The organism is Actinomadura sp. 21ATH, assembly GCF_041951345.1.
Lineage (GTDB): Bacteria > Actinomycetota > Actinomycetes > Streptosporangiales > Streptosporangiaceae > Spirillospora.
On the sequence record NZ_JBGNUR010000007.1, the window covers coordinates 55,962 to 75,469 of the forward strand.

A 19,508-nucleotide genomic window follows, 5' to 3' on the forward strand; every position below is an offset into this window, starting at 1 on the left:
GCTCGGGCTTCACTACCGAACCAAATTCTATGGGGCGGGGATGTCTGGATCGTGGCTGTGAAGGTGGCTTTGGTCACGTCCAGTCGACGGTTTCCAGTTCGCCGAGGTCGGTCAGGGCGATCCGGCCGTCGGCGGCCAGGACGCGGACGACCTCGGCCGCCTCGTCGAGGGTGGCGTACCGGCCGTACGAGCAGCCCGCGTCGGGGTCGGGCGTCTCCAGCCAGAACCGCGGGCCCTCGTCCCACATCCCCTGCACCACCGCGCCGGACCGGCCCTGGCAGGTGATGAAGTTGTCACCGGCCGGGACCAGCTCGTAGAGCAGGCCGCGGAACTCCTCGAACGACATCGGCACCGGATCGTCCTCGCCGCGGTCGCGCGTGTAGTCGCAGAACGTCACGGCCAGCCGCGCCCCGGCCGCCGCCTCCGGCACCTCCGTCTCCGGCGTGTCCATCGTGTCCGGCGTGTCCGGGGAGTGCGCCAGGTGGGCGTAGCGGCGGCGGCGCCAGGTCAGCGGGAGGTGGATGCGGGTGGTCACCTCGCCGTCCCACTCGACCTCCAGGCCGCGCCCGCGCAGCGCCGCCACCGCCCGCTCGCCGATCTCGGCGGCACCGGCGCCGGCGCCGCCCGCGCCCGCGGCGCCACCGGAGTCGTCACCGAACGTCCCGTACGACAGGAACAGGCCCTCGCCCCGGGCGGCGGCGTCGACGTCCTGCCGGTGGCAGAACACGTACCCGCGGACGGCGGCGCCGCCCGGCACCGCCCCGGCGATCTTGCTCGTCCCGCAGCTCTGGCAGCAGGTGAAGTCGGCGCGGGCCACGATCCCGGCCAGGTCCAGATCGCGGAACGCCGCCAGCAGGCGCTCGGCGTCCAGCAGATCGCCGCCCCATTCGCGCTGCTCGCGGCGGTACGCGGCGAACTCCGCCCGGACCAGCTCCGCGACCGCCTCCCCGCCGGCGGTGCCGTCCAGGTTCTCGCGCGCGTCGGCCAGGATGGTCTCGTAGTCGTCCTCGCCCCGGGCCAGCGCGACGCGGACGCGTTCCCGGAGCAGGCTGTGCAGCGATCCGTCGACCATCCCCGCAGTATGGCAACCGGCACCGCCATCGGGCACCCGGCCGGACCGACCGGGCGGATCAGCCGAGCGGACCGGCTCGCGGATCGGCCGGCGGCGCCTCGCCCAGCGCGAGCCGGACGGCCTCGTCGACGCCGAGGGACGTCCCGAGGCCGTTCAGCTCGGCGAACCGCCGCGAGCCCAGCTGGGCGCGGACGCGGTCCTCCAGCCCGCGGTGCACCTCCTCCAGCTCGGGCGCGCCGAGCCGCGGGACGCCGACCTTCTCGGGGTAGCGGGAGGCGGCGCCGAACAGGACGGCCGCCTCCTCGTACCGGTGCGCGCGGGCGGACAGCCAGCCCAGCATCTCGAAGCAGTTGGCGAGCCCGGCCGGGTCCTCCATCCGCCGGAACATCTCCAGGCAGGCGCGCAGCTCGCCGGCGCAGCGGCCGCCGTCGTCCATGAACCAGTACGCCAGTGCCTTGACGTAGCCCGCCCACGACCGGATCCAGCTCTCGGTGGGGGCGTCCTTGAGCAGCAGCAGCGCCTCGTCGCACTCGGCCAGCGCCCGCGCCGGATCGCCGCTGCGGGAGCGGTGGAAGCCGCGGAGAACGCGCAGCATGACCAGGTCGGGACGCAGGTCGCGGCCGGTCATGATCCGCAGTGCCTCGTCGAGGGCGTCGTCGGCCCGCTCGGTGTCGCCCATGAACGTGGCGGCGGAGCCGAGCGTGCGCTGCGCCCGCGCGTACCCGGCGGTGTCGCCGGTCCGCTCGAAGTACTTCAGGGCCTCGCCGATCAGCGGCAGCGCCTCCGGCGAGTCGCCCTGGTTGGTCCGCAGGTACGCGGTCTGCCACAGCGCCTCGGCGCGTTCCGGCCCCGGCTCGGTCACCAGCTCCAGGCCGCGGTCGAGCCAGTAGCGGCCCTCGGTGAAGCGCGACCGGCACAGCCAGGTCCTCCACAGCGCGCCCGCCAGCGCCAGCCCGGCCCGCGCCTCCCCCGGCACGGTGAAGCAGAACTCCAGCGCGGCGCGCAGGTTGTCGCGCTCGGTGTCCATCCGCCGCACCCACGCCGACTGCCCGTCGCTCATCCACGCCGACGCGGCCCGGCGCGCCAGCCGCGTCATGCAGTCGCGGTGCCGGGCCAGCAGCGGCCGGACGTCCTCCACCTGGTTCAGCCAGACGGCGCCGTACTCCCGCAGCGTGTCGAGCATGTCGTAGCGGTTGCCCGCCACCCGCTGGACGATCGACTTCTCGGCCAGCCCGGACAGGCAGGCGGCGACGCCGTCGGGGTCGAGCCGCTCGTCGCCGCACACCTCGACGGCCATGGCGAGGTCGAACCCGCCGACGAACACCGTCAGCCGCGCCCACAGCAGGCGTTCGAGCGGGGCGCACAGCTCGTGGCTCCAGCCGACCGTGGTGCGCAGGGTCTGGTGCCGGACGTCCTCGGAGACGGCGCTCTCCAGCGTCCAGACCAGCCCGTCGATCCGGCGGACGAGCCGGTCGAGCGGCAGCGACCGCAGCTGCGCGGCGGCCAGCTCGATCGCCAGCGGGATGCCGTCCAGCCGCCGGCACAGCATCGCCACGTCGGGCAGCACCGCGTCGGTCAGCGTGAACCCGGGCACCGCCTCGGCGGCGCGCCGCGCGAACAGCTCGACCGCGTCGGACGGCCCGCCGCCGGGCGGGTCGGCGGCCTCCGGCACCGCGAGCGGCGGCACCTCCAGGACGGCCTCGCGCGCCACGCCCAGCTGCTGCCGCCCGGTGGCCAGCACCCGCAGCCCCGGGCAGTCGACCAGCAGCGACCGCACCAGCGCGGCGCACTCGGGGACGAGGTGCTCGCAGGTGTCCAGGATGAGCAGGAACCGCTTGCCGCGCAGCGCCCGGGTGAGGAGGCCGACGGCCGAGGGCGCCGACCCGTCGCGCACGCCCATCGCCTCGGCGACCGTGTCGGCCAGCAGGTTGCCGTCGCGCACGCCGGACAGCTCCACCATGCAGACGCCGTCGGGGAAGCGCCCGGCGATCTCGCGCGCGGTGCGCAGCGCGATCCGGGACTTGCCGACGCCGCCCGGCCCGGTCAGCGTGACCAGCCGCGTCCGCGCCAGGGCCTCGCGCACCTCCCGCAGCTCCCGCTCCCGCCCCACGAAGCCGGTCGTCTCCGGGGGAACGTCGCTCTGGGTCCCGCCCACCCTCTGGCCTCCCTGCCGACTGTGCCCTTCAGTATGCGCCCGCCCACCGACGGTTCCCAGAGAGTTCCGCGATCCGCCCCCGATCCGGCCGGTCCGCCCGTCCTAGCCCGCGGCCCGTTCCATGAGGGTGCGCAGGATGGGGCCCGTGTGGGTCCACAGGACCGCGCCGCCGATCCCCGGGACGAGATGGCGCCGCGCCCCCGGGATGCGGGCGGCGAGGGCGGCCCCGTTGTCGGGCGAGTGCGCGGTGTCCTCCGCGCCGTACCAGAGGTCGACGGGGACGGCCACGGCGCCGAGGTCGAAGGGCCAGCGCCCCATGGCCAGGACGGTGTCGCGCGCGTACCCGGCCGGGCCCTGGGCGAAGGCGTCCTCCAGGGCCGCGCGGTACGCGGCGGCGAAGCCGGGGTCCCGGTAGACGGCGAGGTCGGACTCCGGGGACGAGGCCATGACCATGTCCCACATCGCCCGCGGGGTGAAGCGCGCGAACGTCTCCTCCGCCGCGGCCGGGTCGGCGGCGGTCAGCTCGACGAGGTCGCGGAGTCCGGCGGGCAGCGCGGCCGGATCGGCGGCGATCTCGTCGGAGCCGGCGACGACGGCCAGCGCGCTCACGGCTCCGGCGGCGGCGCAGGCCAGCGCGAACGGGGCGCCCTGCGAGTTGCCCGCCATGGCCGGCCGGCCCAGCCCGCGCAGGGCGCACAGGTCCCGGACGTCCTGGACGAAATCCGCGAACGTCCGGCCGGGCGCGGGCGTCGAGGCGCCCAGCCCGGGCCGGTCCAGCCCGATGAGCCGGACCCCGTGCCCGCCGGGCCCGCCGAGCCCGTCGAGCCCGTCGAGAGCGGCGGTGCCGAGCCGGCGGGTCGTGGCGGCGCCCGGCGACAGCAGGACGGGCGGCGCGCCCGGCGGCCCCCACTCGCTCCAGGCGAGCTCGCGGCCGTCGGGCAGCCGGGTCGTTCCGAGGCGGTCGGGGGCGGTGATGCGAATGCTCATGGAGGTTCGGTCGCGTCCAGATGGTCGATGCGGCGTCCCAGCAGGGATACCAGGGCGGGCGCGTTCCGCGCTCGTGATTTTCCGGGCGCCGCCAGGCCGCGGCGCCCGGATATGACCTTCACCATCGCGGCCGCGCGCGGGATCCGACCGTCGGCATGAGCCCTCCGTTTCAGGCGGGACGCCGGTCCGCTTCGCCCGGTTCGGATAGATTGCCGGAACGAGCTCCCGCAGGACGATGGGATGAGCAGTGACAGACCAGCCACCGCCGTACGACACGCCCTACGGGCAGCCTCCCGGCACGCCCCCGCCGTCCGGGTACGGTCAGCCCCCCGGATACGGGCAGCCGCCTCCGGGGTACGGGCCGCCGCCCGGCGGGGCCCAGCCTCCCGGCGGGGGGCAGCCGCCGCCGTACGACCCGCGCTACGGGTACGGCCCGCCCGGCGTCCCGTACGGCCCCGGTCAGCCGGTCGCCGGTGAGGACACCACGTGGGCGATGATGGCCTACCTCGGGACGCTGCTCCTCGGCTTCCTGGCACCGCTGATCATCTACTTCGTCAAGAAGCGGGAGTCGGCGTTCAGCCGCTTCCACGCGGCGCAGGCGCTCAACTACCAGCTCACGATCCTGATCCACCTGGTCGTGCTGTGCGCGGCGTTCATCCCGCTGGCGATCGTGTTCGACAACCCGGTGTGGCTGGTGCCGCTGATCCTGCTCTACGTCGTGGACGGGCTCGGGCAGTGGGTGTTCCTGATCCTGGGCGCGGTGAAGGCGGGCAAGGGCGCCTACTACAGGTTCCCCGCCTTCTTCTGCCTCCCCATGATCAAGTGACGGGGAGGTAGGTCCGCGCGTACTCGTCCAGGACGGGCAGCACGTCGTCCCGTTCCCCGGCGGGCACGCGCAGGACGACCTCCTCGATCCCCAGCGAGGCGAAGTGGTCGAGCTTCTCCCGGCTGGGGACCGTCCCGAACGGCACGACCGGGACGGGCTCCCGCCCGGCGGCGGCGCACGCCTCGCGCAGCGCGGGCAGCGCCGCGCGGATCCCGGCGCCGCCGATCGGCATCCAGCCGTCGCCGTACTCGGCGACGTGCGCGAACAGGGTGGGGCCGGGCGCGCCGCCGAGCAGCACCGGGATCCGCGCGGCGGGCTTGGGCCAGCTCCAGGACGCCTCGAACGCGACGAACTCCCCCTTGAACGACGCCTCCTCCGCCGTCCACAGCTCGCGCATCGCCAGCACGTGCTCGCGGACCACGGCGCGCCGCCGCTTCCAGGGGACGCCGTGATCGGCGGCCTCCTCGGCGTTCCAGCCGTACCCGACGCCGAGGGTGAAACGGCCGCCGGCGATCCGGTCGAGGGTGGCGATCGCCTTGGCGGTGACGATGGGGTCGCGCTGGGCGGGCAGCGACACGCCCGTTCCGAGCCGGATCCGCTCGGTGACGGCGGCCGCGGCGGCCAACGCGATCAGCGGGTCGGTGGTGCGTGCGTACTCCTCGGGCAGCCGGTCCACGCCCGTCGGCGGCGGCGTCCGCCGGGACACCGGGATGTGGGTGTGCTCGGGGACGTACAGCGAGGCGAACCCGCGCTCCTCCGCGGCGGCGGCCAGCTCGTGCGCGCTGATGGTGCGGTCGGTCGTGAACAGCGTGATCCCCAGCCTCATGGCCGCCACCCTAGCCACCAAGCGATTGCTCAGCCGATCCGGGCGACCGCCCGTACCGGGGCGCCGTCGCCGTCCAGCCGGATCGGGAACAGCGACACCTCCACCGCGCGGCCCGCGCCCTGCGCCGCCAGCAGCCGGTCCAGCCCGGTGAGGTTCTCGGCGATCACCGCGTGCGCCCCGCACAGCACGCGGTGCGCGTCCAGCGAGAAGTCCCCGTCCCCGGGCGGCGGCGTGCGGTCCACGCTCAGCGCGTCGATCCCGACCGTCCGGACGCCCGCCGCCACGATCGCCTCGGCGGTCTCGGCCGACGGGTACGGATGCGCGAGGTACTCCGCGCTCCCCCAGTGACGCGACCAGCCCGTCGCGATCAGCAGCACGGTCCCCGGCGCCAGCCCCGCCGGCAGCACCTCGGGCCCGATCGCCGCGCGGGGCGGCAGCCCGCGCGCGTCGGCGACCACCGCCGGGCCGGTGAACCGGTCGAGCGGCAGCCGCTCCAGGCCCGGCAGGCCGTCGTCCACGTGGTACGGGGCGTCCACGTGCGTCCCGGTCTGCGAGCCCATGTGCAGGCGCCGCACGTTCACCCCGGAGTTCGTCACCGTGAGCGCGGGCGCGACCACCACCTCGGGATCGCCCGGGTACACCGGCATCCCCGACACGACCGGGACCGACAGATCGACCAGCTCAACCGCCATGCCGCCGATTATCCCGCCGTCCCCGGCCTCCGGTAGCGTTGGCGCGTGCTGCCGCTTGTGACCGCCGTCCGCTACGTGACACCGCTGCGCGAGGGCGGGTCGCTGCCGGGCGTCGTCGAGGCCGACGACCTCGGCACCTACGTGATGAAGTTCCACGGCGCCGGGCAGGGCCGCAAGGCCCTGATCGCCGAGGTGATCGCGGGCGAGCTGGCCCGCCGGCTCGGGCTCCGGGTGCCCGACCAGGTGATCATCGAGCTGGACCCGGTGATCGGCCGGCACGAGCCCGACCCCGACGTCCAGGACCTGCTCAAGGCCAGCACCGGGCGCAACCTCGGCGTCGACTTCCTGCCCGGCTCGCTCGGCTTCGACCCGCTGGGCTGGTCGCCGGACGCGCTGTTCGCGTCCCGCGTGCTGTGGTTCGACGCGTTCATCGGCAACGTCGACCGCAGCTGGCGCAACCCCAACATGCTGGTCTGGCACGGCGACGTCTGGCTGATCGACCACGGCGCCAGCCTCTACTTCCACCACGCCTGGCGGAACGCCGCGAAGGTCTTCGCCGGCGCCTACGACGTGGGCGACCACGTCCTCACCCCCTGGGCGGCCAAGCTCGCCGACGCGGAGGCCGAGCTGCTCCCCAAGGTCACCGAGGACCTGCTGCGCGAGGTCGTCGGCCTCGTCCCCGACCTGTGGCTGGAGAACGAGCCCGGCTTCGACACGGTGGACGCCCTCCGCGACGCCTACGTCGAGCTGCTGGCCGGGCGCGCGGCCGCCCCGCGCGAGTGGCTGCCCGAGCTGTCGGTCAGCCACCGCCGTCCCGACACCGGCGCGCGGCGCGGCGACAACCGTCCCGGCTGGCTGGGAGGCCCCAAGTGAGCCCGAAAGGCAGCAGTATGAGGGAGCCGGAGGGGCGCCCGGAGGCGCCCCGCAGGCGACCGGGGAACACCGTTTTCGAGTATGCCGCGTTGCGCGTCGTGCCCCGGGTCGAGCGGGGGGAGGCGATGAACGTCGGTGTCGTCGTGTACTGCCGGGCGCTCGACTTCCTCGGCTGCCGGAGCCACCTGGACGAGCCGCGCCTGCGCGCCCTCGACCCCGGTCTCGACCTGGACGGCGTGCGGGCCGCGCTGCGGGCGGTGGACGCGCTGTGCTGCGGCGGAGAGCGGGCCGGGCAGGCGGCGGCCGAGCCGCAGGGCAGCCGGTTCCGCTGGCTGACCGCGCCGCGCAGCACGATCGTCCAGCCGGGGCCCGTGCACGCGGGCCTCACCGGCGACCCGGCCGCCGAGCTCGACAGGCTGCTGGACCTGCTGGTGAAGTAGCCCCCCAGGATCCCGGGGCCTTCAGTCCCATTCCCAGCGCATGCCGTGGTAGCCGGCCGCCACGCCGAACTCGATGAAGTGGACGCTGTGGTAGCTGGACGGCCGCAGGTCCGCGGCGTCCTTGAGGGCGGTCTGCGCGTCCGGGCGCCAGGTGCGGTAGCAGCGGGCCGGCAGCGCCGCCGGATGGAAGCGCACCTCCATCAGGAACTCGTGCTGCGGAGTGCGGAACCCGCGGCCCTCCTCCGCCACCGGCGGGCCCGTGCCGTCGAACCCGAAGCCGTACTCCAGCAGGTACGTCTCGCCGCGGCCGAGCGCCCGGTCGAACAGCAGCTCCGCCGCGATCAGCCCGCTGGCCGCGTCCACCCGGACCCGGCCGAACCGGCAGCCGCGGGCCGTCCGGGACGAGGGCAGCAGCCCGTGCGGATGGTGGTAGACGGCGATCCAGCGGTCCACACCGCGCTGCTGCGCCTGGTACACCGCCCGGCTGCGCACCTCGCGCAGCTCCCGGCGGGGGCCGATGGTGTGCTGGTCGTGCAGGCTGAGGCCGGTCAGCCGGCGCTCGCCCGGCTCGCCGATCTCCTCCATCAGATCGCGCACGCCCGGCTCGGGGCACAGCTCCTCCACCGGCAGCCACGGGCCGGCCGCCCGCTCGGAACCCGGCCGCAGCAGGGTGACCAGCGAGTGCCGGGGCAGGCCGAGGATCATCTCCAGCGCCCGCACGGCGCGCAGCGAGTCGGCGCGCTCGGGCCGCGTCCGGCCGCGCTGCCAGTAGCTGAGCGTGGACAGGCTGACCGCGATGCCCTGCTCCTCCAGCCGGCGGCGCAGCGCCTCCAGGCTGAGACCGCGGGCCTGGATCGCCGCGTGCAGGGCGACGTTGAACGGGCCGTACTGCAGCATCTGGAGGAGATCGTCCTCCGTGGCGCTCTGCACCGCTATCGCCTCCGGATCGCGTCCGGCCGGCCCCCGTGATCGGCCTTGACAACAGCAGTTGGAACTTCCGGGCTCAATGTAAGGCCACCGGCTCACAAAACCAATGGGCAACTTTCTACAACACCGGGGCCCGCCGCCGGCCTCAGTCCCACTCCCACTCGACGCCGACGATCCCTCGCCGCACGTCGCCCAGCGCCAGGTGGGCGCTGCCCGAGGAGCCGATCCACAGCTCCGCCAGCCGCCGCGGCGGCGCGCCCGCGCCCTCCCGCGCGTACCCGTAGCAGCGCGCCGGGAGCGTCTCGGTGTGGAACTGCACGACGGCGAGATAGTCGCGGACCGGGCGCGGGAACCGCCGCTCGTAGCCCTCCCCCGGGCGGGCCAGCTCGTACTCGATCACCGCGGTGTCCCCGGCCGCCAGCACCCGGTCGAAGATCAGCTCGAAGCCGGCGAGGCCGTCGCCCCCGTCGCGGCCGGCCGCCGCCTCGGCACGGACCCGGCCGGAACGGCAGTAGCGCAGCCCGGTGAGCCCCGGCTCCGCGCCGCGCACCGGGTGGACGCGCACGACCCGGTCGATGTCGTCGCCGGTCGCCCGCAGCACCTCCCGCACGGCCAGCGAGCGGGGCCGCCGGTCCGGGCCCAGGCGGTAGACGTCGTGGACGCTCAGCCGTTCCAGGCGGTGGTCGCCGGAACGATCCAGCTGACCGACCACGCGCGCGTACCGCTCGGGGTCGGCCCACAGGCCGGGGGCGCTCTCGGGCGGGCCGGGCGGCAGCGGCGGCAGGGCGCCGCGCCCGGGGGCCGTCGCCGGCACCGGATCGTCCAGCAGCGCGGTCAGCGTCCCCGCCGGGACGTGCAGGATCTCCTCCAGCGTGGCGACCACGGCGCGCGAGCGCGGCCGGCTGCGGCCGCGCTGCCAGTAGCTCAGCGACGCCACGCTGACCGTGAGGCCGCGCAGGGCGAGCCGGTGGCGGATCCGCTCCAGGGTCAGGCCGCTGGCCTGGATGGCCTGCCGCAGCGCCCCGGCGAACTCCACGGGCGGATTTTAGCGGCCCGCCCCTAGAAGAGCACCGACATGAAGGTGTCGATCTCGGTGAAGCCGACCCGCCGGTACGTGGCGCGCGCCCGGGTGTTGAAGTCGTTGACGTACAGCGAGACCGACGGCGCGACCGACCTCAGCGCCTCCTCCACCAGGGCCGCCATGCCGTTCACCGACAGCCCCTGGCCGCGCAGGTCGGGCGGCACCCACACGCCCTGCACCTGGCAGGCGTACGGGGTGACGGCGCCGATCTCGGCCTTGAACATCACCCGGCCGTCCTCGATCCGGGCGAACGCCCGGCCCGCCCTGATCAGCTCCGCGACCCGGGCCCGGTAGAGGACGCCGCCGTCGCCCGAGTTCGGGGAGACGCCGACCTCCTCGGTGAACATCGCCACGCAGGCCGGGTAGACGATGTCGAACTCGTCCATCCGCACCGGCCGGACCCGGTGGTCGGCGGCCACGGGCGGCATCGTCGAGGTGGCCATCACCGGCTGCGCCGTCCGGATCGCCCGCGGCGGGCCCCAGTAGGGGGCGAGCATGTCCCACAGCTCGCCGACCGACTCGACCGGCCCGACGATGGACGAGCACCGGCGGCCCTGGGCCTGCGCCCGCTCGGCGAACGCCCGCACGGCGTCGGAGGTGGCGGCGACGGGCACCAGGTTGGCGCCGGAATAGCACAGCGACGCCAGCCGCCCGTCCCGCATGTAGCCCCACATCTGGGCGCCCAGGCGGCGGGGGTCCAGCCCCGCGGCGTGGACGCGGGAGCTGACGAACACGTTCGCGACCGGGTCGGCGTCCAGAATGGCCAGCGCCTCCGCCCGGTGCCGGTCGTCCAGTACGCGTACCGGCAACGACCCCAGCATCCGCATGGCTACCGGACCCGGCACGGGACGGGAGACGGCATGGTCGTCTCGGCTTTCAGCACCACGCTCACAAGCCTATGACGTTCCCTCCGAGCGCGCGCCAACCGCCTCCCTTACCGGGCGGTATCAACGGCCGCGCCGCCGCGGTGGCCCGTTCCGGCCGCGGGACCGCCCCGCTTGGCCTTCCCGGCCGCGGGCGGCGGGCCCGCGGGGCAGGACGCGTCCGGGCCGGGGCGGGCGGCGGGCAGCGTGCCGTCGCGGAAGTAGGCCGCCACGGCGCCGTCCAGGCACGCGTCGCCGTTCATCGTGATCCCGTGGTTCCCGCCCCCGGACTGCACGACCAGCCGCGAGGTCGGGAAGAGCCGGTGCGTCTCCCGGGCGCCCTCGTACGGCGTGGCGGCGTCCTCCGTTGCCTGGAGGAGCAGGATCGGCGGCGTTCCGGGGCCGCCGCGCACGTCCGGGCGGGGGCCGCCCTGGACCGGCCAGAACGCGCAGGGCGCGTTGTACCAGGCGTTGCTCCACGTCTCGAAGCGGTACCCGGACCGGTAGAGCCGCCAGTTGTCGCGGTGCCAGGTCTCCCAGTCGCGGGGCCAGGCGGCGTCCCGGCACTGGACGGCGTTGTAGACGGCGTAGTTGTTCTGCTCCAGCCAGGTCGGCGGCTTCCACTCCTTCAGCAGCGGGCCCGCGTCCTTCTCGCGGGCGTACGCGGCGAGGGCGCGGGCGTGCGCGGGCCACGTCTGGTCGATGTAGCCGTTGATCAGGAACAGGTCGTCCAGCTCGCTCGCGCCGAGCCTCCCCTTGGCGGGCCTGGCCTTGAGCGCCGCCCTCGCCTCGGCGTACGAGGCGGCGACGGCTTCCCGGGTGCCGCCGAGCCCGTAGGTCTCGTGGTGGCGCGCGATCCAGGAGAAGTACGTCCCGATGCGCTTCTCGAACGCGACGTTCTGGTCGAGGTTGTTGGCGTACCAGACGCCGCTGGGCTTGACCACGCTGTCGAGCACCATCCGCCCGACGCGCCGCGGGTAGGCGGTCGCGTAGGCGGCGCCGAGGTACGACCCGTACGAGTAGCCGGCGAAGTGGAGTTTCTCCTGCCCGAGCGCGGCGCGGATCGCGTCCAGGTCGCGCACCCAGGCGCGGGTGCCCATGTGCGGGAGCAGCCGGCCGTGCTTGGCGCCGCAGTCGGCGGCGTACCTGCGCGCCCGCTCCCGCCAGGCTTCCTCCTCCGCGCGGTTCGCGGGGATCGTGTCGGCCCTGGGGCGGCCCGGGTCCTGGTAGGTGGTGTCGCAGACCATGGCGGGCCTGCTGGCGCCGACGCCGCGCGGGTCGTACCCGATCCAGTCGTAGCGGCCCGCGACGTCCTTGGGCAGCGCGCCGGTGAAGAGCTTCGGCATGTCGCGGCCGTGCGCGCCGGGGCCGCCGCGGTTGAGCAGGACCGCGCCCTGCGAGCGCGCCGCGGTGTGCCGGGCCCGGGTCAGCGCCAGGGTGATCTTCTCGCCGGCCGGCCGGTCGTGGTCGAGCGGGACGCGGAGGGCCCCGCACTCCAGCCCTCTGAGGCCGCCTCCCAGGAGCCGGTCCTTCGCCGGGCACGGCTTCCAGGCGATCCGCGGCGCCGCGGCGGCGGCGGTGCGGGCGGTGTCGGCGGTGTCGTCCAGCGCGGCGGCGGGCGCGGAGAGGGGCGCGGCGGCGAGGGCGGCGGCGGCCGCGGCCATCCCGGCGGCGGTCGTCTTCAGGGCGTTCGGCACCAGCGTTTTCTACCGGTCCGGGGGCCGCCCGTCCCGCACCCCCGGGTTCGCGCGATTCCCCGTGATACCCGGGGTTTTCCGGCTTCTTCCGGTACTCCCCCGATATGGCGAACCGCCGGTGCGCTTCCCCGGCGCACCGGCGGTCCGGCTCATCGTGCGAGGGCTACGGACGGCCGATGAGGACGTCCTTGCCCTGCCCCTTCCCGGCGGCCTTGAGGGCGTTGGGGTCGGGGTCGTTCAGGGCGGGCAGCGCGTCGCAGGACACGTCGGCGCCGTTCCCGGGCCTGCGGGGCGCGAGCGTCCCGTCGGCCAGGTACGCGGCGACCTTGTCGTCCAGGCAGGCGTTGCCGTTGAGCGTGTTGCTGTGGGTCTTGCCGCCCCGCTCGGCGAGCAGCGTCGCGGACGGGAACAGCTTCCGCATCTGCGGGCCGCCGGAGTACGGCGTGGCGGCGTCCAGCGTGGACTGCACCAGCAGGAACGGCGCGACCCGCCCGCGCGCGTCGCCCAGCTTCACCGCCTTGCCGGCCTTGGCGCCCCAGTAGTGGATGGGCGCGTTGAACCAGGTGTTGGACCAGCTGTTGAAGCGGATTCCGCTCGCGTACTGGCGGGCCGCGTCGCGGTGCCAGGTCTTCCACTTGGGCGGCCACGGCGCGTCCACGCCCTGCACGGCCAGGTAGACGGCGAGGGAGTTGTCGCCGCCGCCCTCGCTGACCCACTCCAGCAGCGGGGCCGGGTCCTTCTCGGTCACCCACGCGGAGAGGATCTGCGCGAACGGGATGTAGTACGCGGTGTTGTACCCGGCGCTGAGCATGATGTCGTCCAGCTCGGACGGGCCGATCTTGCCGCCGATCGGGGCCTTCTCGGCGGCCGCGCGGGTCCTGTAGTAGGTCGCCTCGACCTGCTTCGCGGTCGTGCCCAGGTGGTAGATCGAGTCGTGCTTCGCGACCCAGCCCCACCACAGCTTCATGTTCCGCTCGAACGCCTCGTTCTGGCGGAGCTGGCCCTCGTACCAGACGTTGCGGGAGTCGACGTTGCCGTCCCAGACCATCCGCTTCACGTTGCCGGGGAACATGGTGGCGTAGGTGGCGCCGAGGTACGTCCCGTACGAGAAGCCGTAGTAGCTGATCTGCGGAGCGCCCAGCGCCTTGCGGATCGCGTCGACGTCGCGGGCCGAGTTCGTGGTGCGCATGTGCGGCAGCATCCAGCCGAACTTCTTCTGGCACGCGTCGGCGTACGCCTTGGAGCGGGCCAGCCAGACCTTCTCCTCCTTGGCGTTCGCGGGGACGTAGTCCGGGCGCGTCGGGTCGGAATGGCCGGGCACGCAGCTGATCGCGGGCTTGCTGGACTCCACGCCGCGCGGGTCGAAGCCGATGATGTCGTAGCGGGCCGCGACCTCCTTGGGCAGCCAGGACGCCAGCCCGCCGGACAGGTACAGGCCGCTGCCGCCGGGACCGCCCGGGTTGCCCAGCAGGACGCCCTGGTAGTTGGCCCGGTCGGTGGCCTTCACCCGGGACACCGCGACGGAGATCTTGCGGCCGTCCGGCTTCCCGTAGTCGAGCGGCACCTCGACCTGGCCGCACTCGGCGTTCTTCAGGTAGGCGCCGCCGGTCACGTCCGTGGGGCAGGCGCCCCAGGCGATGCTCGACGCCGCGGCCGGGGCCGCGGTCCGCGCGGGCGCCACGCCGGCGGAGACGGCGGCGGCCGTGCCGCCCACCCCCACCGCCGTGGCCGCCGTGATGAGAACGAGCCTCTTCACCGAACCCCCTCGATCACCGGTGGCACGCCAACGCCCGCGCCGCGGGTCGGGCGCGCGATCGGTGGGAGCCGCTCCGGTAAGAGCGATATGTACGATCGGTGGAGATTGTTGCGCTTGGTCCCGCGAGAACGGCAGGGGCTGTCGTCAGTGGATGCGAAATCGTGACAACCTTCGCGGAACTCGGCAATACGGCTCGAACGTTCCACCGCGTCCGGGCGTCTCAGGCCGTCGCGTGCATGGCGAAAGGCCCCCGGGTCTCCCCAGGGGCCTTCGGTGAAGCGGGCGGGCGCGGGCACGAAGCGGGCCGCGCGCCTCGGGTCAGCTGACGACGACCTCCGCGCCGGGGCCGGAGACCGTGCCGTCCTCGCCGATCTCGATGCCCATCTCCTCGGCGATCCGCATCGCCTCCTCGATCAGCGTCTCCACGATCTGCGCCTCGGGCACCGTCTTGACGACCTCGCCCTTGACGAAGATCTGGCCCTTGCCGTTGCCGGAGGCCACGCCCAGGTCGGCCTCGCGGGCCTCGCCCGGGCCGTTCACGACGCAGCCCATGACGGCCACCCGCAGCGGGACCGGGAAGTCCTTGAGCCCGGCGGTGACCTGCTCGGCCAGCGTGTAGACGTCGACCTGCGCGCGCCCGCAGGACGGGCAGGAGACGATCTCCAGGCCGCGCTCGCGCAGTCCGAGGGACTCCAGGATCTGGTTGCCGACCTTGACCTCCTCGACCGGAGGCGCCGACAGCGAGACGCGGATCGTGTCGCCGATGCCCTGGCTCAGCAGCGCGCCGAACGCCACCGACGACTTGATCGTGCCCTGGAAGGCCGGGCCGGCCTCGGTGACGCCCAGGTGCAGGGGGTAGTCGCAGGCGGCGGCCAGCTGCCGGTACGCCTCGATCATCACCACCGGGTCGTTGTGCTTGACCGAGATCTTGATGTCGCGGAAGCCGTGCTCCTCGAACAGCGAGCACTCCCACAGGGCCGACTCCACCAGCGCCTCGGGGGTGGCCTTGCCGTACTTCTCCAGCAGCCGCTTGTCCAGCGAGCCGGCGTTGACGCCGATCCGGATCGGCACGCCCGCGTCCGACGCGGCCTTGGCGATCTCGCCGACCTTGTCGTCGAACTTCTTGATGTTGCCGGGGTTGACGCGGACGGCCGCGCACCCGGCGTCGATCGCCGCGAAGACGTACTTGGGCTGGAAGTGGATGTCGGCGATCACGGGGATCGGCGACTTGCGGGCGATGGCCGGCAGCGCGTCGGCGTCGTCCTGCGAGGGGCAGGCGACCCGGACGATCTGGCAGCCCGACGCCGCCAGCTCGGCGATCTGCTGCAGCGTGGAGTTGACGTCGGCGGTCAGCGTCGTGGTCATCGACTGGACGGAGACGGGGGCGTCCCCGCCCACCGGGACGTTGCCCACCATGATCTGCCGGGACGCGCGGCGCGGCACCGCAAGGCGCGGCGCGCCCTGCTCGTCCCCCTTGCCGCGGACGGCCGGAATTCCGAGTGAAACGCTCATCCCTCTCCCTAAAAATGACCCTTCGCCTACCCTAAGCGCCCCGGGGCCATGGCGTGACGCGGACGGCGGTCACACCCGGATACATTTCGCTGCCGATCGATTACCGGGAGTGAACTATTCAGGTAGGCGGAGCGGATTGATCAGGTCCGCGAGGATGAGCAGCAGGCCGAGGCCGATCAGCAGCAGGACCGCCACGTACGTGACGGGCATCAGCCTGGTGATGTCCACCGTGCCCGGATCGGGGCGGCCGCGCAGCCGGGCCACGAGGGCGCGCGACCGCTCGTACGCGACGATCGCCAGGTGCCCGCCGTCCAGCGGGAGCAGCGGGATGACGTTGAGCGCTCCCAGGAAGATGTTCACCGAGACGACAAGTGACAGATACAGGACGAGCTTGTCCTGCCAGGAGCCGTCGGAGGCGAAGATCTGGCCGGACACGTCCGTCGCGCCGACGACGCTGCCGACCTGCCCGCCGGGGGTGCTGCCGCGGTCGGCGGAGAACAGGTCGGGGATCGCGGCGGGCAGGCCGGCCAGGGCCTCCCCGATGCCGGCGACCGTGCGGCCGATGACGCGGGAGGCGAAGACGGCCGCGTTCACCGGGCCGGCCCGCTCGTAGCGCTCGCCGACGACCCTGGACGACATGCCGAGGAACGGCTCGCCGCCCGCCGAGCCCAGCCGCGCGTGCAGCGTGACCTGCCGCGCGGTCCCGCCGGCCGGCCGTTCCACGACGATCGGGACGGTCCGGCCGGGACGGGCCGCGCCGATGGCGCTCCGCAGCTGCGCCCAGTCGGCGACGCGCGTGCCGTTGAAGACGGTCACCCGGTCCCCGGCGCGCAGCCCGGCCGCGGCGGCGGGCGAGGGCGGGTCGCCCTCGCGGCAGGCGGCCTGCGTGTTCGCCGGGACGCACGGGCTGACCTGGTCGACCGTCGCGGTGGCGGTGCCCGGCACGCGGATGCCGATGGCCATCGCCATCAGCATGAGCAGCAGGAACGCGAACACGAAGTTGATCACCACGCCGGCGCCGATCACGATGGCGCGGCGCCCGGCGGGCTGCCGGTAGAAGGCGCGCGGCCGGTCGGCCTCGTCGATCTCCTCCAGCGAGGTGTAGCCGACGATCCTGACGAAGCCGCCGAGCGGGATCGCCTTGATCCCGTACTCGGTCTCGCCGCGCCGGCGGGACCACAGCGTGGGGCCGAAGCCGACGAAGTACTGCGTGGCCTTCATACCGAACCGCTTGGCGGTCAGCAGGTGCCCCGCCTCGTGCAGCATGACCGACACCAGCAGCGCGGCGACGAACGCGAGCGCGCCGAGGAGGAAGGCCATCCGCCCTCCCCTCGGCAGCCGCGTGCCCGGCGGGGCCGGCCGGTCAGGCCAGGCCCGTGATCTCCCTGGTCCTGGCGCGGGCCCACGCGTCGGCCGCCAGGACATCGTCCAGCGTCAGCCCGGTCGGGCCGTCTGAGCCGCCCGCGCCGTGCTCATCCACTACCCGCGCGACCGTGTCGACTATCCCCAGGAACGGCAGCCGTCCCGTGCGGAACGCCTCCACGCACTCCTCGTTGGCGGCGTTGTAGACGGCGGGCGCGGTGCCGCCGGTCTCCCCGACCCGCGCGGCCAGCGCCACGGCCGGGAACGCCTCCTCGTCCAGCGGGAACAGCTCCCACGTGTGCGCCTTCGTCCAGTCGACGCCGGGCGCGGCGTCCGGGACGCGGTCCGGCCAGTCCATCCCGAGCGCGATCGGCAGCCGCATGTCCGGCGGGCTGGCCTGGGCGAGCGTCGAGCCGTCGGTGAACTCCACCATCGAGTGGATCACCGACTGCGGGTGCACCATCACCTCGATGCGGTCGAACGGCACGTCGAACAGCAGGTGCGCCTCGATCACCTCCAGGCCCTTGTTGACCAGGGTCGCGGAGTTGATCGTGACGACCGGGCCCATGTCCCAGGTGGGGTGGTTCAGCGCCTGCTCGGGCGTCACGCCGGTGAGCTCCGCGCGGGTACGGCCGCGGAACGGGCCGCCGCTGGCGGTCAGCACCAGCCGCCGCACCTCGTCGGCGCGGCCGCCGCGCAGGCACTGGGCCAGCGCCGAGTGCTCGGAGTCCACCGGGACGATCTGGCCGGGCCGGGCGCGCTCCTTGACCAGCGGCCCGCCGACGATCAGCGACTCCTTGTTGGCGAGCGCGAGCGTGCGGCCGGCGTCGAGGGCGGCCAGCGTCGAGGCCAGCCCGAGCGCGCCGGTGACGCCGTTCAGGACCACGTCGCAGGGCATCGCGGCGACGTCGGCGACCGCCTCGGGGCCTGCCACGATCTTGGGGATGGCGTACTCGCCGGCGGCGTACCCGCGCTTGCGGGCCTCGGCGTAGAAGGCCAGCTGGAGGTCCTGGGCGGCGGACGCGCGGGCCACCGCGACCACCTCGGGACGGAACTCCAGCGCCTGCTCGGCCAGCAGGTCCACCCGGCCGCCGCCGGCCGCCAGCCCGGTCACCCGGAACCGCTCCGGGTTGCGGCGGATCACGTCGAGGGCCTGGGTGCCGATCGATCCGGTCGAGCCGAGGATCGCCACGTCGCGGCGGGCGGGTGGCTGCGGGGACGGGGAGGCGCCGGCGCGCGTAGAAGGCATCACCCGCCCATTGTCGGCCATCGCCGGGGCCGGCCGCCGCGCGCGCCGCGACCTGCGGCGACGGCCAAAGGTGCGGAACGGGACCCGGTCCTTTGGCGATGTCTGCCACTAGCCGCCCGACAGAACACGAAATTACGGTCCGCTCACGGACGGATACTCCATTCCGCCCTCCCCCGGACACTTCGGAGATCTCATGAAACGCTCCCTCCGCCCCAGGGTCATGGTTCTCTCCACTCTGGGCGGCGCCGTACTGGCGCTGCCGCTGCTCGCCGCCCCCGCGCAGGCGGCCCCCGCCGCGCCGTCCCCCTCGCCGCAGGCACGGACGCAGGCGGCGGGCGAGGCGGCGCAGAAGCGCGTCACCGGCTACTGGACGCGCGACCGCATGAGGTCGGCCACCCCGATGGAACGCCTGTTCCGCGCGGCGGAGAAGCGGTCGGGCGGGGACGCCGTGCGCCGCGGCCTGGAGCAGGTGCTGCCGCCCTCCGCCCGGGCCCTGCCCAGCACCGGCGACACCTGGACGGGCGGCGGGGCGGTCGCCCGCACCGCCGGCCGCGTCTTCTTCACCTACCAGGGGCGCGACGCGTCCTGCTCCGGCGACGCGGTCACCAGCGCCAACCGCAGCACGGTGATCACCGCCGGGCACTGCGTGAAGCTGGACGGCGCCTGGCACACGAACTGGGTGTTCGTGCCGGGCTACAAGGACGGCGACCGGCCGCACGGCACCTGGACGGCCCGGCAGACCCTCGCCACCCCGCAGTGGACCGCGACCGAGGACATCAGCTACGACGTCGGCGCCGCCGTCGTCAACCCCCTGGACGGCCGCGCCCTCGTCGACGCGGTCGGCGGGCAGGGCATCGCGTTCAACCAGCCGCGCCGCCAGACCATGTACGCCTTCGGCTACCCGGCGGCGGCCCCCTACGACGGGTCCACGCTCACCTACTGCAGCGGCCGCGCCATCAACGACCCGCTACTCAGCAGCGGCATCGGCCTGGCCTGCGACATGACCGGCGGTTCCAGCGGCGGCCCGTGGTTCCTCGGCTTCGACGAGGCGACCGGCAGCGGCGTCCAGAACTCGGTCAACAGCTTCAAGTACAACTTCCTGCCGATGTACATGTTCGGCCCCTACTTCGGCGCCGACGCGCAGAACCTCTACAACAGGGCGCAGTCCGCGTAGCCGGATCAACGGAAAG

General features: G+C 74.1%; 17 protein-coding genes. 4 read left to right on the forward strand and 13 right to left on the reverse strand.

Annotation, left to right across the window (positions count from 1 at the left end):
• Positions 1 to 73: 73 nt before the first annotated feature.
• The 3 genes from ACA361_RS21670 to ACA361_RS21680 form a co-directional block, all read right to left on the reverse strand.
• A complete protein-coding gene (locus tag ACA361_RS21670) occupies positions 74 to 1,072 on the reverse strand; it encodes a hypothetical protein (RefSeq protein ID WP_375014353.1) in 999 nt (332 codons plus the stop codon).
• Positions 1,073 to 1,130: 58 nt separating this feature from the next.
• Complete coding sequence (locus tag ACA361_RS21675) at positions 1,131 to 3,227, reverse strand: tetratricopeptide repeat protein (protein ID WP_375014355.1); 2,097 nt, start codon at positions 3,225 to 3,227, stop codon at positions 1,131 to 1,133.
• A gap of 102 nt (positions 3,228 to 3,329) precedes the next feature.
• Positions 3,330 to 4,214: an alpha/beta fold hydrolase gene (locus tag ACA361_RS21680; RefSeq protein ID WP_375014357.1), complete on the reverse strand. Its 885-nt coding sequence runs from the start codon at positions 4,212 to 4,214 to the stop codon at positions 3,330 to 3,332.
• A gap of 247 nt (positions 4,215 to 4,461) precedes the next feature.
• Here ACA361_RS21680 and ACA361_RS21685 point away from each other — a divergent pair, with 247 nt between their 5' ends.
• Positions 4,462 to 5,040: a DUF4870 domain-containing protein gene (locus ACA361_RS21685; RefSeq protein WP_375014359.1), complete on the forward strand. Its 579-nt coding sequence runs from the start codon at positions 4,462 to 4,464 to the stop codon at positions 5,038 to 5,040.
• On the opposite strand, the gene ACA361_RS21690 is transcribed toward ACA361_RS21685, so the two are convergent.
• Entirely contained in the window at positions 5,033 to 5,866 is an 834-nt protein-coding gene (locus tag ACA361_RS21690; RefSeq protein ID WP_375014361.1) for a TIGR03619 family F420-dependent LLM class oxidoreductase, read from the reverse strand. The two genes, ACA361_RS21685 and ACA361_RS21690, sit on opposite strands and share 8 nt — an antisense overlap.
• A 29-nt stretch (positions 5,867 to 5,895) precedes the next feature.
• A complete protein-coding gene (locus ACA361_RS21695; RefSeq protein WP_375014363.1) occupies positions 5,896 to 6,558 on the reverse strand; it encodes a cyclase family protein in 663 nt (220 codons plus the stop codon).
• Positions 6,559 to 6,603: 45 nt separating this feature from the next.
• Between ACA361_RS21695 and ACA361_RS21700 the strand changes: the two genes are divergently transcribed.
• Positions 6,604 to 7,431, forward strand: a complete 828-nt coding sequence (locus ACA361_RS21700; RefSeq protein WP_375014365.1) for a HipA family kinase — start codon at positions 6,604 to 6,606, stop codon at positions 7,429 to 7,431.
• 17 nt (positions 7,432 to 7,448) lie between these two features.
• Positions 7,449 to 7,871: a DUF3037 domain-containing protein gene (locus tag ACA361_RS21705; protein ID WP_375014367.1), complete on the forward strand. Its 423-nt coding sequence runs from the start codon at positions 7,449 to 7,451 to the stop codon at positions 7,869 to 7,871.
• A gap of 21 nt (positions 7,872 to 7,892) precedes the next feature.
• On the opposite strand, the gene ACA361_RS21710 is transcribed toward ACA361_RS21705, so the two are convergent.
• The 8 genes from ACA361_RS21710 to dxr all read right to left on the reverse strand — a co-directional run bounded on the left by ACA361_RS21710 (position 7,893) and on the right by dxr (position 18,318).
• Positions 7,893 to 8,801, reverse strand: a complete 909-nt coding sequence (locus ACA361_RS21710; RefSeq protein ID WP_375014369.1) for a hypothetical protein — start codon at positions 8,799 to 8,801, stop codon at positions 7,893 to 7,895.
• A 142-nt stretch (positions 8,802 to 8,943) separates the two neighbouring features.
• The gene (locus ACA361_RS21715) at positions 8,944 to 9,834 is read right to left on the reverse strand and encodes a hypothetical protein (protein ID WP_375014371.1); all 891 of its coding nucleotides are present in this window, start codon (positions 9,832 to 9,834) and stop codon (positions 8,944 to 8,946) included.
• A gap of 23 nt (positions 9,835 to 9,857) precedes the next feature.
• Positions 9,858 to 10,700, reverse strand: coding sequence for a GNAT family N-acetyltransferase (locus ACA361_RS21720; RefSeq protein WP_375014373.1), 843 nt, complete (start codon positions 10,698 to 10,700; stop codon positions 9,858 to 9,860).
• A 113-nt stretch (positions 10,701 to 10,813) separates the two neighbouring features.
• Complete coding sequence (locus ACA361_RS21725) at positions 10,814 to 12,439, reverse strand: alpha/beta hydrolase (protein ID WP_375014375.1); 1,626 nt, start codon at positions 12,437 to 12,439, stop codon at positions 10,814 to 10,816.
• Positions 12,440 to 12,602: 163 nt separating this feature from the next.
• Entirely contained in the window at positions 12,603 to 14,195 is a 1,593-nt protein-coding gene (locus tag ACA361_RS21730; RefSeq protein WP_375014377.1) for an alpha/beta fold hydrolase, read from the reverse strand.
• A 318-nt stretch (positions 14,196 to 14,513) separates the two neighbouring features.
• A complete protein-coding gene (ispG, locus tag ACA361_RS21735) occupies positions 14,514 to 15,707 on the reverse strand; it encodes a flavodoxin-dependent (E)-4-hydroxy-3-methylbut-2-enyl-diphosphate synthase (RefSeq protein WP_375014379.1) in 1,194 nt (397 codons plus the stop codon).
• Positions 15,708 to 15,821: 114 nt separating this feature from the next.
• Entirely contained in the window at positions 15,822 to 17,027 is a 1,206-nt protein-coding gene (locus ACA361_RS21740; RefSeq protein WP_375014381.1) for an RIP metalloprotease, read from the reverse strand.
• A 43-nt stretch (positions 17,028 to 17,070) separates the two neighbouring features.
• The gene (gene dxr, locus ACA361_RS21745; RefSeq protein ID WP_375014383.1) at positions 17,071 to 18,318 is read right to left on the reverse strand and encodes a 1-deoxy-D-xylulose-5-phosphate reductoisomerase; all 1,248 of its coding nucleotides are present in this window, start codon (positions 18,316 to 18,318) and stop codon (positions 17,071 to 17,073) included.
• Positions 18,319 to 18,511: 193 nt separating this feature from the next.
• On the opposite strand from dxr, the gene ACA361_RS21750 reads away from it, so the two are divergent.
• Positions 18,512 to 19,492, forward strand: a complete 981-nt coding sequence (locus tag ACA361_RS21750) for a trypsin-like serine peptidase (protein ID WP_375014385.1) — start codon at positions 18,512 to 18,514, stop codon at positions 19,490 to 19,492.
• The last annotated feature ends 16 nt before the right edge of the window (positions 19,493 to 19,508 follow it).